At 37.8% G+C, this 13,640-nt stretch carries 13 protein-coding genes; 6 read left to right on the top strand and 7 right to left on the bottom strand.

Annotation, left to right across the window (positions count from 1 at the left end):
- Positions 1 to 19: 19 nt before the first annotated feature.
- A complete protein-coding gene (locus B3E92_RS04280; protein ID WP_070570453.1) occupies positions 20 to 1,210 on the bottom strand; it encodes a phosphoglycerate kinase in 1,191 nt (396 codons plus the stop codon).
- Positions 1,211 to 1,426: 216 nt separating this feature from the next.
- The gene (gene sppA / locus B3E92_RS04275; protein WP_070570450.1) at positions 1,427 to 3,193 is read right to left on the bottom strand and encodes a signal peptide peptidase SppA; all 1,767 of its coding nucleotides are present in this window, start codon (positions 3,191 to 3,193) and stop codon (positions 1,427 to 1,429) included.
- Between the two features lie 239 nt (positions 3,194 to 3,432).
- On the opposite strand from sppA, the gene folK reads away from it, so the two are divergent.
- Together folK and B3E92_RS04265 are read left to right on the top strand one after the other, a co-directional pair.
- On the top strand, positions 3,433 to 3,936 hold the full coding sequence (gene folK, locus B3E92_RS04270) for a 2-amino-4-hydroxy-6-hydroxymethyldihydropteridine diphosphokinase (protein WP_070570448.1): 504 nt from the start codon (positions 3,433 to 3,435) through the stop codon (positions 3,934 to 3,936).
- Positions 3,917 to 4,261: an Hpt domain-containing protein gene (locus B3E92_RS04265; RefSeq protein ID WP_070570446.1), complete on the top strand. Its 345-nt coding sequence runs from the start codon at positions 3,917 to 3,919 to the stop codon at positions 4,259 to 4,261. The genes folK and B3E92_RS04265 overlap by 20 nt, the downstream gene beginning before the upstream one ends.
- Here B3E92_RS04265 and pssA read toward each other — a convergent pair.
- Positions 4,258 to 4,944, bottom strand: a complete 687-nt coding sequence (pssA, locus tag B3E92_RS04260; RefSeq protein ID WP_286895526.1) for a CDP-diacylglycerol--serine O-phosphatidyltransferase — start codon at positions 4,942 to 4,944, stop codon at positions 4,258 to 4,260. The genes B3E92_RS04265 and pssA overlap by 4 nt on opposite strands.
- Positions 4,945 to 5,018: 74 nt before the next feature.
- Positions 5,019 to 6,518, bottom strand: a complete 1,500-nt coding sequence (rho, locus tag B3E92_RS04255; protein WP_201639487.1) for a transcription termination factor Rho — start codon at positions 6,516 to 6,518, stop codon at positions 5,019 to 5,021.
- Between the two features lie 303 nt (positions 6,519 to 6,821).
- Between rho and B3E92_RS04250 the strand changes: the two genes are divergently transcribed.
- From B3E92_RS04250 to B3E92_RS04240, 3 genes are all read left to right on the top strand, one after another.
- On the top strand, positions 6,822 to 8,549 hold the full coding sequence (locus B3E92_RS04250) for an MFS transporter (protein ID WP_201639488.1): 1,728 nt from the start codon (positions 6,822 to 6,824) through the stop codon (positions 8,547 to 8,549).
- A 241-nt stretch (positions 8,550 to 8,790) separates the two neighbouring features.
- Entirely contained in the window at positions 8,791 to 9,654 is an 864-nt protein-coding gene (locus B3E92_RS04245) for an N-acetylglucosamine kinase (protein WP_046671899.1), read from the top strand.
- Positions 9,655 to 10,071: 417 nt separating this feature from the next.
- Positions 10,072 to 10,890: a UDP-2,3-diacylglucosamine diphosphatase gene (locus B3E92_RS04240; RefSeq protein WP_046671898.1), complete on the top strand. Its 819-nt coding sequence runs from the start codon at positions 10,072 to 10,074 to the stop codon at positions 10,888 to 10,890.
- Positions 10,891 to 10,983: 93 nt separating this feature from the next.
- Here the strand turns inward: B3E92_RS04240 and B3E92_RS04235 are convergent, their stop codons facing one another.
- Entirely contained in the window at positions 10,984 to 11,667 is a 684-nt protein-coding gene (locus B3E92_RS04235; protein ID WP_046671897.1) for a metal-dependent hydrolase, read from the bottom strand.
- A gap of 10 nt (positions 11,668 to 11,677) precedes the next feature.
- Positions 11,678 to 11,992: a YbaB/EbfC family nucleoid-associated protein gene (locus tag B3E92_RS04230; RefSeq protein ID WP_046671896.1), complete on the bottom strand. Its 315-nt coding sequence runs from the start codon at positions 11,990 to 11,992 to the stop codon at positions 11,678 to 11,680.
- A 186-nt stretch (positions 11,993 to 12,178) separates the two neighbouring features.
- On the opposite strand from B3E92_RS04230, the gene B3E92_RS04225 reads away from it, so the two are divergent.
- Positions 12,179 to 12,805, top strand: coding sequence for a hypothetical protein (locus tag B3E92_RS04225; protein ID WP_112374193.1), 627 nt, complete (start codon positions 12,179 to 12,181; stop codon positions 12,803 to 12,805).
- A 67-nt stretch (positions 12,806 to 12,872) separates the two neighbouring features.
- On the opposite strand, the gene B3E92_RS04220 is transcribed toward B3E92_RS04225, so the two are convergent.
- Positions 12,873 to 13,640: IS3 family transposase (locus B3E92_RS04220; RefSeq protein WP_286895525.1), on the bottom strand; the 768-nt coding region annotated here is incomplete at its 5' end.

The following is a 13,640-nucleotide window of genomic DNA, read 5'->3' as shown; positions in this document are numbered from 1 at the left end:
CTAAAGATTTTGATTTATATTAATCTTCAAGTGCCTTCACCCCTGGAAGAACTTTTCCTTCCATGTATTCCAAAAGCGCACCACCACCTGTACTGACGTAACTTACATCTTCAGTCATACCAAATTTACTTACCGCAGCAGCAGAATCACCACCTCCTATTAAAGAGAATGCCCCATTCTTCGTTGCTTCCACAACAGCATCAGCTACAGCTTTGGTACCCTTTGCAAAGGTATCAAATTCAAAAACACCCATTGGACCGTTCCAAAGAACTGTTTTAGAATTTTTGATGATCGCAGCGAAATTTGCTGCAGACTCCTGACCAATATCCAGACCTTGCAAATCTGCAGGAATTTGATCATTTGGTCCATCATATACATTGGCATCGTTGGAAAATGCATCTGCAATCTGAGCATCCGTAGGAATAACCAAGTTTACACCTTTTTCCTTCGCTTTTTTCACCAACTCATTCGCTAAATCAAGTTTATCGATTTCAACCAATGATTGACCAATTTCACCCCCTCTAGCTTTGATGAACGTATAAGCCATACCTCCACCAATTAAAAGGTTGTCAACTTTATCCAATAAGGCCTCAATTAACTGAATTTTATCAGAAACTTTTGCTCCACCCATGATAGCCGTAAATGGTCTAACCGGATTGTTTAATACTTTTTCTGCATTTCCGACTTCTGCAGCCATCAAGTAACCGCTATATTTAGCTCCTGGAAAAAATTGCGCAACAATTGCTGTCGAAGCATGAGCTCTGTGGGCTGTACCGAAAGCATCGTTCACATAGATATCGCCTAATTTTGACAACTTCTCAGCAAATTCAACATCTCCTTTTTCTTCTTCTTTATAGAAGCGAAGGTTTTCTAGCAATAAAACCTGACCAGCTTGTAAAGCTGCCGCTTTTTCTACGGCCTCTGTACCGATACAATCATTGGCAAACTGAACATCAGTACCTAAAACCTGTGAAAGATGAGCAACAATATGTTTTAATGAATACTTATCAGTAGGACCATCTTTTGGCCTTCCTAAATGGGACATCAATATCACGCTTCCACCATCGTTCAAGATCTTCTTTATTGTTGGAGCCGCTCCCTGGATACGATTATCATCCGTAATATTGAAATTTTCATCCAAAGGCACGTTGAAATCCACACGTACCAAGGCTTTTTTACCTGCAAAATTTAAATCGTCTACTGTTTTCATTCTGTAACTTTATTGATTTGGGATTAGGTCGTTTTGTCAAACGAACAGCTAAATATAAAAAAAAGCATTTGCTTTCATTAGAAATAATTATTTATTCATGGCAATCCGTACATTGGATCGAACTTCTCCGCACGCAACGTAAGAATTACCGGCATCGTTATAAATTATAATCACCTACAACCATACCACGATTGGACTTCCTTTACGAATCAATTACTAGTGAATCTCAACGCTATAAGGCATTCTCGCCTGCACCCCCGTCTGTGCTGTAGCTTTTCTCACGACATCAAAATAACGATAATATTCGCCCATTTGCTCTTTTGCAATCCAAACTTGGACTTTTTCTTTTGAATTATTTAATATCGAGGTAAAAGGATCTTCTTTCTCCGGATATTGGGACACTTTATATTTATTCAGATTGGCCTTTTTTGCGGCAGCCTGAATAGCGGCATCCAAGTTTCCGAGACGGTCAACCAATTTATTATTCACACCTTGCGCACCGGTCCAAACTCTTCCCTGCCCAATACTATCTACATCAGCAATGGATAATTTACGGCCGTCTGCAACAACTTTAGTAAATGTACCATATACTTTATCCACTTCCCGCTGGATGATATCCCTTTCTTCTGCTGTCAACGGCCGATCGAAAGAAGTCATCAAATCAGCAAACTTACCCGTCTTTACACCATCATAATGCACTCCAATTTTATTGTTCATCAGATTTTGGAAATTAGGAATCACACCAAATACACCAATAGATCCTGTAATTGTAGTTGGTTCAGCAAATATCGAATCTGCTGCCGCCGAGATATAATACCCACCTGATGCAGCTAAATCTCCCATCGACACGATTACGGGTTTCACTTTCTTGGTCAAAATAACCTCCCGCCAAATAATATCGGACGCTAAAGCAGATCCTCCTGGTGAATTCACACGCAAAACAACAGCTTTAACAGCATCATCTTCTCTTAATTTTCGTAGTTCGCGGGAGAATTTATCACCACCGATTTGACCTGGTCCTGTTCCTTCACCATCAACAATTTCTCCGGCAGCATAAAGAACCGCGACTTCAGATCCGCTCGCATCATCTTTTAACTTTTTATTATAATCCAACAGGGAAACAAACGATATCTCATCCTTTTCCGAAATTTTCAAACGTTTTCTCAAATCCGATAAAAGTTCGTCTTTATACAACTTGGCATCTGCAAGCTTATATTTTACCGCGTCGTCCGCATCCCGGACACGATAGTCATTCGCAATAGCCCGTAATGAATCGGCAGCAATATTTCTGCTCGCTGCTATTTCATTAATAAAGGTACTGTATATACTTCCCAAATATGATGTTACCTGCAAGCGATTGGGATCACTCATTTTATTTAAAAAGAAAGGCTCAACAGCACTTTTAAATGTACCTACCTTCACAATTTGCATCTCCACCCCAACCTTGTCCAAAAGGTCTTTATAGAACATCGTAGAACTTGCCAAACCTTTAAAATCAATCGTCCCTTGCGGATTAACGTACACCTTATCGGCGGTGCTCGCTACATAATAGGCCTTTTGGTCATACCCCGCATTATAAGCAACAACAAATTTCCCGGTTTTCTTAAAAGCCAAAAGTTCGTCTCTCACTTCCTTTAAACTTGCAAAGCCAACTCCGATATGACTAGCATCTAAATAGATCCCTTTAATATTCCCATCCGTCGCCGCATACTTGATCCTCGCCAAAATATCGTCTAGACCAATATTTTTAGTGGAATAACCTGGAAGATTGAGACTACCCAAAGGATTCGCTTCGCTTCTCTCTGAAATATCATAATCAAAGGATAGGTATAAAACCGAGTTGCTTTTAACAACAATCTCCTGATCCGAGGATGCCGAGCTGATGATGGCCCCAATAATCCCCATCAAAACAATAAACAACACAACAAAAGAGATCACAATCCCCGTAATTGTTGCCAGTACGTACTTAAAAAATGATTTCATATTTTGTAATTAAATCCGATCCATAATCGATCTTCCTGTGAAAAGACTTATTTTCACTAAAGGTAATGCAATATTTTTTATTCACCCAGTCTTTTATTTCATCTACCCCACATTTTATTCGCGAAATTAAGGCTCATAGCCTGAAAGAAATTTACATATCCATAGACCATTAATACACTAAATCCAAAAAATAGCCGAAATTCAAACAACTAAGTTTCACAAAATCTTAATTTAGCATCATGAATCAGATTTATATACTATTGGGCACTAACCTTGGGGATCGTTTTCAACAGCTTGATCTAGCGAGAAAACAACTTGAAACACATGTTGGAGCAATTATTGAAGCTTCTTCGATCTATGAAACAGCGGCCTGGGGAGTTGAAGACCAACCGCCCTTTTTAAATCAGGTCGTTTTAGTGGCATCCCGGTTACAGCCTTTAGCATGCTTAAACCTGACACAACACATCGAACAGGAATTAGGACGTATCCGTATAAAAAAATGGGGTGAAAGAGTCATTGATATTGATATACTCTACTTTAACCAGGAAATTATCGATCTGCCATCGTTGCAGATTCCACACCCTTTTATTGCTGATCGCAGGTTTACACTGGAGCCTTTAGTGGAAATAGCACCAGCCTATATCCATCCCGTTTACAAAAAAAATAACGTATATTTATTGAATAAATGCAAAGACGACTTACCTGTAAAGAAAATTAGCGACGATGAACCATATCGATATTGAACTGATCAACCAAAACATGTTTGACAGCCACGAATTAATCAAACAATTTGTATCCATGTATCTTATTCAAACACCTGTAGATCTCGACAAGCTCCGACAAGCGCTGGTTGAAGGTGATCTTCAAAAGATTGGTGATACAGCCCATCACATCAAACCGACAATGGACTATATCGGTGCCTTTCACTTAAAAGAAAAATTTGAGGAATTAGAGACCAATTCAAAGAACGAAGCATCTCTTGACAGCCTTCGGGCCACTTTTGGTGTTATCGATATTGAAATGAAAGAGCTTCTATTTGAATTGGAACAATATGAAAAAACGATCTAAACCAGATCGTTTTTTTTATTAAAATGCAATGCTGATAATAGGAAATATAAAATTAAAATAATCGGTAAAGCCATAAATTGACCAACAATAAACAAGATCAGCGTCAGGATCAAAAATATGAAGCGAAATTTATTCGTTTTCCAATCCATCGAACTAAATTTCATCGAAAACAACCTAATTTCACTTACCAAAAGATAACTGGTTAAAAGAACACTACCGATTAATACAATCGGATTTAAAACCAATTGTGGGTATTTGTCTGCGATATAAGGTAGAGAAAGCACATAAAATGTATTCATTGGCGTATTCAAACCAATGAAATCCGAAGTTTGGCGCTCATCCAGGTTGAACTTTGCTAAACGTAAAGCCGAGAAAACAGTAATGATAAACCCTAAATAAGGTAACAGAGAACCATCAGGAAATACCTTTGTCAACAAGGTAAACATGATTGTCCCAGGTAAAAAACCAAAACTGACCATATCAGCCAACGAATCCAGCTCCTTTCCTATTGGCGATTTAACATGAAGTAGTCTCGCTACCATTCCGTCAAAAAAATCGAATATCCCGGAAGCAAATACGCAAATAGTGACAACTTGAATATTGCATTGCAATGCCATCAATACAGCGATACAGCCACTAAATAAATTTAGACAAGTCAGCAGATTTGGGATATGTTTTTTCATGTACAGGATCTATTTTATAAAAAAAGCCATCATTTGATTAAAAATGATGGCTAAAATATCAAAATTTGATGGGATTACCCATTCATACTGATCAAAAATTCTTCATTTGATTTAGTTCCACGCAATTGACCTTGTAAAAATTCCATGGCCTCTGTAGAATTCATATCCGATAAGTGGTTACGAAGTACCCAAATACGTTGTAATGTTTCTTTGTCAGTCAATAGATCATCACGACGTGTACTCGATGCGGTGATATCGATCGCAGGGAAAATTCGTTTGTTTGCCAACTTACGATCCAACTGTAATTCCATATTACCTGTACCTTTGAATTCCTCAAAGATAACTTCGTCCATTTTAGAACCTGTATCTGTCAATGCTGTTGCTAAGATCGTCAATGAACCACCATTTTCAATATTCCGGGCAGCACCAAAGAAACGTTTTGGTTTGTGTAAAGCATTCGCATCCACACCACCTGACAAAATTTTACCTGACGCAGGCGCCACTGTGTTATAGGCACGTGCCAATCTTGTAATCGAGTCTAACAAGATAACGACGTCATGTCCACATTCTACCATACGTTTAGCTTTCTCAAGCACGATGTTTGCAATTTTAACGTGACGGTCAGCCGGCTCATCAAATGTCGAAGAAACAACTTCCGCGCGTACACTTCTCGCCATATCAGTAACCTCCTCAGGGCGCTCATCGATTAATAAGATAATCAAATAAACTTCTGGGTGATTTTTTGCAATAGCATTTGCAACCTCTTTCAACAAGTTTGTTTTACCCGTTTTCGGTTGAGCAACGATTAATCCACGTTGACCTTTACCTATAGGCGTAAATAAATCCATGATACGTGTAGAGTAATTTCCAACACCCATATCTAAATTTAAACGCTCATCAGGGAATAATGGTGTCAAATAATCAAATGGCACACGATCGCGTACCTCAGCCGGATTTTGTCCATTGATAGCCTCAACCCGTACCAGAGGGAAGTATTTTTCACCCTCTTTAGGCGGACGGATACAACCACGTACCGTATCTCCCGTTTTCAAACCAAATAATTTGATCTGAGATTGTGATACATAAATATCATCAGGAGAAGTCAGATAGTTATAATCTGATGAACGTAAGAAGCCATAACCATCAGGCATGATCTCCAATACACCCTCATTAACGATCACATTATCGAAATCTGTACTTGAAGAAGTGTTTTCTGCTTTAGGAGTTTGTGTTGCTTTTTCAGGTTGGGGGCCTTTATCTGCTGCTGGTGTATCTTCGGTTGCAACCGGGGCTTCGTCATGCTCAGAAACTTCACGTTTTCTTACCGTGACAGGTTCCGCAGTTTTTACGGTCCGCACACGTTTACGTGTACGCTCAGCATGTTCCTGATTATCTTCCTCTACTTTAGCTGCTTTTTCAGCTGGCGCTGGTGCTGCTTCCTCTTCCCCACCAGTATTGCTAATTCTTTCGATTAATTCTTGTTTACGCAATTTATCAGCATCTGCGATACCGATCAACTTAGCAATCTCGCGCAATTCCGATACGAGTTTAGCGTTTAATTCGTTAATATCCATTAATGTGTTGTGTATGATTTTTGGATTTTTTTTTGAGCTTTTTTCTGAATTCTGATTACACACTTAAACAATTTTCCATGATTAAGTGAGATGAAGAACTTAATGATTTCTTTTAAACCCGAAGTGGATTAAATATTGAGAACCTAGACAAAGAAAAAAACAAATTTTGTTATTTCAAAATATTTCAAAAAAAATATTTACTATTGTAGCTAGTAAAACGATTTAACAACATTTTTAGATTGAATTTTATATTTTTTTTCATAAGTTCGTACCTTTCAAAATTTAAGTTTTTAGATCCCTTATATGGAACAGCAACAAACTAAAACCAATTACCCCGCACTCTACACATTGATTATTGTGTTTTTCTTTTGGGGGTTCATTGCGGCAGGGAACAGTGTTTTTATACCGTTCTGCAAAAATTACTTTCATTTAGACCAGTTTCAATCCCAGTTAATAGACTTTGCTTTTTATACAGCCTATTATATTGGTGCATTGTTACTATTTATATTCAGTTCAATCGGGGGAAAGGACCTGGTTGGAAAATGGGGATATAAAAAGAGTATAGTTTACGGTTTACTTTTCTCGGCCTTGGGTGCCGCAGCCATGATTGTTGCTGTCGAAGTAAACTTATATGTTGGTATGTTGTTGGGACTATTCGTTGTAGCCCTTGGTTTTTCATTACAACAGACTGCAGCAAATCCATTTGCCGTTTTATTGGGCGATCCAAAAACGGGTGCTTCCCGTGTGAACCTAGGCGGTGGTATCAACTCATTTGGTACAACAATAGGCCCTCTTGTTATCGGGTTTTCCTTATTCGGAACTTTTGAGCCTATTTCTGACTCCGAGATCGCCAACCTTCCGCTAAACAAGGTTGTTTATCTTTATATAGGTGTTGGTCTATTGTTCCTGTTGGCTGCAGCATTATTTAATTTCAGTAAAAAAGTTCCTGCTGGAATTAGTGATGAGCCAATGGAAAAAGCGAATAAAGCTTTACGTACCTTGATCATTATGACCATCCTCCTTTTTGGTATGTTCACGCCAGTGTTTTTAAGCTATAAGAGCGACTTAGCCTTGCAGGTAGAGCAGTTACACAAACAGGTTTCAAGTTTAACAGATCAGGTTCAGATCGATCAACTCAAACTGCACATTAAAGAAGTTGCCAAACCACTCGAAATGCAACGCATGTTATGGTTGGCAGGAGCATTGGTCGTTGTGATCGGTGGTTTATTGTTCTCCAATAAGAGCGCGCAAAAAAATCCAGAAGGTTGGGGTGCGATGAAATATCCACAATTGGCTTTGGGTATGCTCGCGCTTTTTATCTATGTCGGTATCGAAGTCGCAATCGGTAGTAACCTCGGCGAATTATTAACATTGAAGGAATTTGGTCATTTGCAATCATCTCAAATTACACCTTATGTATCCATGTATTGGGGAAGTATGATGATCGGTCGTTGGGCTGGTGCTATTACAGCATTTAACTTGAGTAAATCAACTAAAAATGGATTATTGATTATCGTTCCTCTGATTGCATTCTCCATTATCATCGGCGTCAATACGCTTGCAGGATTTGAGATGTCACATCTGTATTATTACGTCATATGTATTATTCTTCAAATTGTAGCATTCTACCTAAGTAAAGAAAAACCTGCTCGTACATTGATTATTTTTGGATTATTTGGAATCATTGCGATGTTAATTGGCCTATTCTCATCGGGTACTATTGCAATCTATGCTTTCTTATCAGGCGGTCTTGCATGTTCAATTATGTGGTCCTCAATTTTCAGTTTGTCCATTGTAGGTTTAGGAAAATATACCGCTCAAGGTTCGGCATTTCTTGTGATGATGATTCTTGGTGGTGGTGTTCTTCCTCCGATACAAGGAAAATTAGCGGATATTATCGGTATCCATAACTCGTATATTCTACCATTAATCGGATTCTGTTATGTTGTTTTCTTTGCGATATTTGTTAAGGGAATATTAACAAAACAAGGAATCAATATTGATGAAATAGAGGCTGAAGGAGGCCATTAACACCCCTCACTAATTGTAAATAGTACACTATTTAAACAATTTTATTACACAGCTCAAAAACTGGCTTAACAACACCGTTAAGCCAGTTTTTTTATATAGTCACCAAAGTACAAAAATTTATTTTTTGAAAAATAAGCGTATAAATTATGATATTTAAAATTAAAAAATGTATTTTCGGGGAATTGATTAATGAATTGATTACTCATTTTATAACGATAAACACAATTAAAACTACTCAATAATGATAATCATTGCTGACGGGGGATCAACAAAAACAAACTGGTGTTTGTTAGACGATTCGAATAAAAAAATCTACTTCAATACGGAAGGGTACAACCCTTATTTTGTTGATAGTGAATACATTGTAAACTCCCTAAAAAAAGGACTACCGCAAGATTTACCTTTTGAAAAAATCTCAGAGGTAAACTATTATGGTGCAGGTGTTCATAACAAGGAAAAAGCACAAATTGTTGTTGATGCTTTAAAACAAGTATTTACTACAGCTGAAGTTGAAGTAGGACACGATCTTCTTGCAGCAGCAAGAGCATTATTAGGAACTCAAGCCGGATTTGCTGCGATCTTAGGAACAGGAACAAATTCTTGTCTATACGATGGTAAAGAAATCACATTAAACATCGACTCAGGTGCTTACATTTTAGGTGATGAAGGTTCTGGTAGTTATATTGGTAAAAAATTACTGGCAGATTATGTTCGTAATTTGATGCCTAAAGATGTTAAAGAAGTATTTTATAACACGTATAAAATGACAAAGGACGAAATTATGGACGCGGTTTATACCAAACCAATGCCAAATCGTTTCTGTGCAAGCTTTAGCAAATTTGTCTATGACAACAATGTAAATATCGAATACACACGCAATATTGTTGATGAAGCTTTTGAAGCATTTTTCAGAAATCTTGTCAGCAAATACCCTAACTATCAAAGCTATACTTTCAACTGTATCGGTTCGGTTGGTTACAATTTCAGAAATGTATTAGCAGAAAAAGCTGAGCAATATGGAATGAAAGTAGGAAAGATCTTGCGCTCCCCTATCGACGATTTAGTACAATTCCACATCGATAGAGCAGCAGCGACTGCCAAATAGAAAAAGAAAAATAATCTTTAACATAAGGAAAGGTATTCAATAAAATTGGATACCTTTTTTATTGCTCTTACCCCAGTCCTCCGACCTCCCAATATTCTCCGTACCGAAAATTCCCTACTAATATTAATTTCCAATTAACTAACTCATACCGTATTACAAGACATTTTAATGATTTAATAACAGGAATTTCATCGGTACAAAATAAAAGTATCTTTTTTTTGTAATAGAAGTTAACAGATTGATTAAATGAAATATTGCGGCTTAGAATAACTTCAAAAACGGTGAAAAAGGTCGTTTATGATCGATTCATTTCAGACAAATCCGGCAAAGGTCAAATATAGTCCTCAACAGACGCATAGAAAAAAAATCTACAAAGGACATCTTGGTAGACAAGATGAATAAACAAATTTATTGCAAATGAAAAGAAGCCTTGATATACTTGTAATCTCAGATTTACACCTAGGTACTTACGGTAGTAGAGCTAAAGAGCTTTTACTTTATCTAGAGTCCGTATCTCCCAAAATACTGATACTCAATGGAGACATCGTAGACATTTGGCAATTTAAAAAAAGCTATTTTCCGCAAGAACATCTAAAAGTCATCAAAAAAATCATTGACATGAGCTCTTCGGGGACAGAAGTACATTACATCACGGGCAACCACGATGAAATGTTGCGCAAGTTTACCGATCTAAAATTAGGTAATATCAAGCTGAGCAATAAACTCCTTCTTTCACTCAATAATCAAAAAGTGTGGATCTTTCATGGAGACGTTTTCGACGCATCCATTCATCATTCTAAATGGTTGGCCAAACTCGGTGGATGGGGCTACGACAAACTTATCCAGCTCAATAATATCATTAATTATTGCCTAGATAAAATGGGTAAGGAGAAATATTCTCTTTCTAAAAAGATCAAAAATTCGGTTAAAAAGGCCGTCAAGTATATATCAGATTTTGAACATACAGCGACTGAACTAGCGATTGAAAAAAATTACGATTTCGTTATCTGTGGACACATCCACCAGCCTCAAATCAAAGAAGTCATTACCCGAAAAGGAACCTGCACGTATATGAACTCAGGAGATTGGATTGAAAACCTCAGTAGTTTAGAATATAAAAATGGGGAATGGAAGCTGTTCTATTTTGAAGAAAATAAAGAACAAATCCTGAAGAATAAAATCATCGATATCCCTCTTTTCAGCCTGGAAGATCTTAAAAAGATTGTCATCTCATAAAGATTGTCATGTCTTAATGAACACAACAGAGATCTGCATATAATCAGGAAAACACTAAAACAAAGCCGAGCAAGCTCGGCTTTGTTTTAGTGTTTATAGTTCAAATGTTGCACCGATTTTCGGCAATGACAATGAAATATCCTCATTTTGGAATTTATCCAAAGCTTGTTGTTTATCGATCGTTATTGGCGGAAATGAATCGTAATGGATACCAACTACCCGAGCACAATTCACAAACTCAGCCGCTTTAATTGCATCATCCACATCCATTGTATAGTGCCCACCTATAGGTAAAAATGCCCAATCCAGGTTCATGTCTGCCAGCAATTTCATTTCCATAGTCAGTGCGGTATCGCCGGCAAAATAAATTTTTTTGCCTTTTACATGGAAGACAAATCCCACAGGAAACCCGCCGTATTGACCATCAGGTGTACTATTGGTATGTGCAGCATACACCATCTTGACCGAACCAAAAGGCAGTTGAACTGTTCCGCCCAAGTTGAATTCGATCACCTTATCGTCAGGTACGCCCTGTCTTCTCACCCAGCCTGCAGTTTCAACAATCGCTAAAACAGTGGCATCGCTGTTTTTTTGAATTGTCGCCATATCGGCCACATGGTCCTGATGTCCATGACTTAAAAAGATATAATCCGGTTTAATTGTATTTACATCGATTTCTTTTGCAAGTGGATTATAAGTAACAAATGGATCTAAAAGAACCTTCGTTCCGTCAAAATCAAACTCTACACAAGACTGTCCGTAATAAGTTGCTTTCATGATAATATCGCTATTGATTAAATAATCCGCCTAGTCCTCCTAGTCCACCCAACATATCTTTACTTGCTGCCTGCATTTCAGCCTGGCTGATATTCTCAGCTTGCGCAATTGCCTTATTCAGAGCAACCACAAGCAACTCCTCCAATTCTTCCTTATCTGCGTTTGATAAAAATACAGGATCGATGGTAACCTCTTTTATCTCTTTGTTTGCTGTCGCTACCACACGGATTAAACCACCTTCCACTTCACCAGACACAGAAATTGAATCCAATCTTTTCTTGATTTCCTCCGCCTTTTGCTGAGCTTGAAATAATTTGTCAAACATATTTAAATCATTTATTTCAGGCCAATTTACAAAAATCTGCGCATACCTACTATTGCTAATTTACTTTCGCCAATGCTTCCCTTTTTTTCTGAAGGTTGTCTGATCTTATTGGCCAGAAAGAACCTTCAGTTCGCTTTCATTGCTCTTGGTGTCTGCGAAGTCAGGAAGGTTTTGTATTTTTGCAACATGCAAAGCAATCAAGAAAAACTAGTCGCCCATATTTTGGACCAGTTGGACCTAAATCCGGCAGCTATTCCAGCTGAAACCTACGACACATTAATTTCAGATCGCCCTCAACTTGTCGACATTGACGATATGATCTCCTATATCAAACGTATCGGGACTGATCTCGATGCCATTGATAAAACAGTTGAACTGGTTGAAAAAATTGAAGACGAAACAAGTATTCTCATCCATAAGCTTAAGTTTATTTCGGCTACTGACAGGCCCAAGGTATTGGTACTGGACCAAATACAGCCGCTTGAAATAAACCGTTCTGCCTATCTGCAGGAAGCCATAAAAATAGCCGGTGGTATTCCAGTTACAACAGAAAATGAAGCCGATAAAATCATTGTCATCGGTCAGGGAGAACAGACATTTATCCAAATTCCACAATTGTTGAATTCGGCAGCTATCGCATCATCCAAAGCTATCGAGCTCGATCAGGTCTTCATCATGACCAATAAACAATTTGCACAGATTCCCGGATATAATTATTTGAGCGAACTTGAATCCTTAGCCGAAATTCTTCAGCCAAAGTATTTTGTGTATGGTCATGAAGGAAACGATTGGCTACAATTTCAACTAAGCTAAAAAAACAAAAATATATGACTAGTCCTGAAAAATCGATACAGGTTTTCAGTGATTAAAAATAAATAATTTAAACAGTAGTAGCCGATAGGTTGCTACTGTTTTTTGTTTTATAAGTTCTGAAGTTCATGTTTGATTTCATGTGCATCTGATTTGGAGTTAACATATGATTAGACCAATGTGGTCTGTCATTATTATAGATATCGATTGCTTCAGCTACGATCTGCTTCATCAAATGTAGATCTAAATGATAGGTATCAATCATGAACTCTTGTTTGAGTATACCATTGATTCGTTCAGCGATGGCATTTTCATAAGGATCAGAGTTTTCTGTCATACTGCACCTGAGCTGATATTTGTTTAGGTAATATTGGTATTCTTCTGCACAATATTGTACCCCTCTGTCGGAATGATGGATTAACGGCTCGTTTGTTTTTCTTTGTTTTTGTGCCATTTTTAGTGCTTTTACAACATGCGGTGTGCACATGGTCCGCGAGACCTCAAAGCCAACAATTTTTTTCGAATAGGCATCTGTAACCAAACTCAGGTAACAGGGGCTTTCTCGCTTCCCTATGTAAGTGATATCACTTACCCAAACCTGATTGGGACGGCAAACAGTCACTTCTTTAATAATATTCGGATATTTTCTAAATCTATGATGTGACATAGTGGTCGTATGATAGCTTCTTTTAGGTGTAATTAACAAATGGTTGGCGCGTAAAATATCAAAGAATTTGTCTCTGCCCACTTTTAATGCCTGTAGCTCCCTTGCCAATATATGGTAAAGTTTCCGTGTGCCTATTCTTGGCTGGGTACTGCGTATTTCATGAACTAAGTC

The organism is Sphingobacterium sp. UBA6317 (genome assembly GCF_002440385.1).
GTDB lineage: Bacteria > Bacteroidota > Bacteroidia > Sphingobacteriales > Sphingobacteriaceae > Sphingobacterium > Sphingobacterium multivorum.
This window is presented reverse-complemented; position numbering and strand designations above follow the sequence as displayed.

What these genes read in the sequence shown, in the direction of transcription:
- B3E92_RS04230 (WP_046671896.1), bottom strand. Translation starts at nt 11,992, where the DNA reads ATGTTTGACAAATTATTTCAAGCTCAGCAAAAGGCGGAGGAAATCAAG.
- B3E92_RS04240 (WP_046671898.1), top strand. Translation starts at nt 10,072, where the DNA reads ATGAAAAGAAGCCTTGATATACTTGTAATCTCAGATTTACACCTAGGT.
- B3E92_RS04250 (WP_201639488.1), top strand. Translation starts at nt 6,822, where the DNA reads ATGGAACAGCAACAAACTAAAACCAATTACCCCGCACTCTACACATTG.
- B3E92_RS04225 (WP_112374193.1), top strand. Translation starts at nt 12,179, where the DNA reads ATGCAAAGCAATCAAGAAAAACTAGTCGCCCATATTTTGGACCAGTTG.
- B3E92_RS04235 (WP_046671897.1), bottom strand. Translation starts at nt 11,667, where the DNA reads ATGAAAGCAACTTATTACGGACAGTCTTGTGTAGAGTTTGATTTTGAC.
- sppA (WP_070570450.1), bottom strand. Translation starts at nt 3,193, where the DNA reads ATGAAATCATTTTTTAAGTACGTACTGGCAACAATTACGGGGATTGTG.
- B3E92_RS04265 (WP_070570446.1), top strand. Translation starts at nt 3,917, where the DNA reads ATGAACCATATCGATATTGAACTGATCAACCAAAACATGTTTGACAGC.
- folK (WP_070570448.1), top strand. Translation starts at nt 3,433, where the DNA reads ATGAATCAGATTTATATACTATTGGGCACTAACCTTGGGGATCGTTTT.
- pssA (WP_286895526.1), bottom strand. Translation starts at nt 4,944, where the DNA reads ATGAAAAAACATATCCCAAATCTGCTGACTTGTCTAAATTTATTTAGT.
- B3E92_RS04280 (WP_070570453.1), bottom strand. Translation starts at nt 1,210, where the DNA reads ATGAAAACAGTAGACGATTTAAATTTTGCAGGTAAAAAAGCCTTGGTA.
- B3E92_RS04245 (WP_046671899.1), top strand. Translation starts at nt 8,791, where the DNA reads ATGATAATCATTGCTGACGGGGGATCAACAAAAACAAACTGGTGTTTG.
- rho (WP_201639487.1), bottom strand. Translation starts at nt 6,518, where the DNA reads ATGGATATTAACGAATTAAACGCTAAACTCGTATCGGAATTGCGCGAG.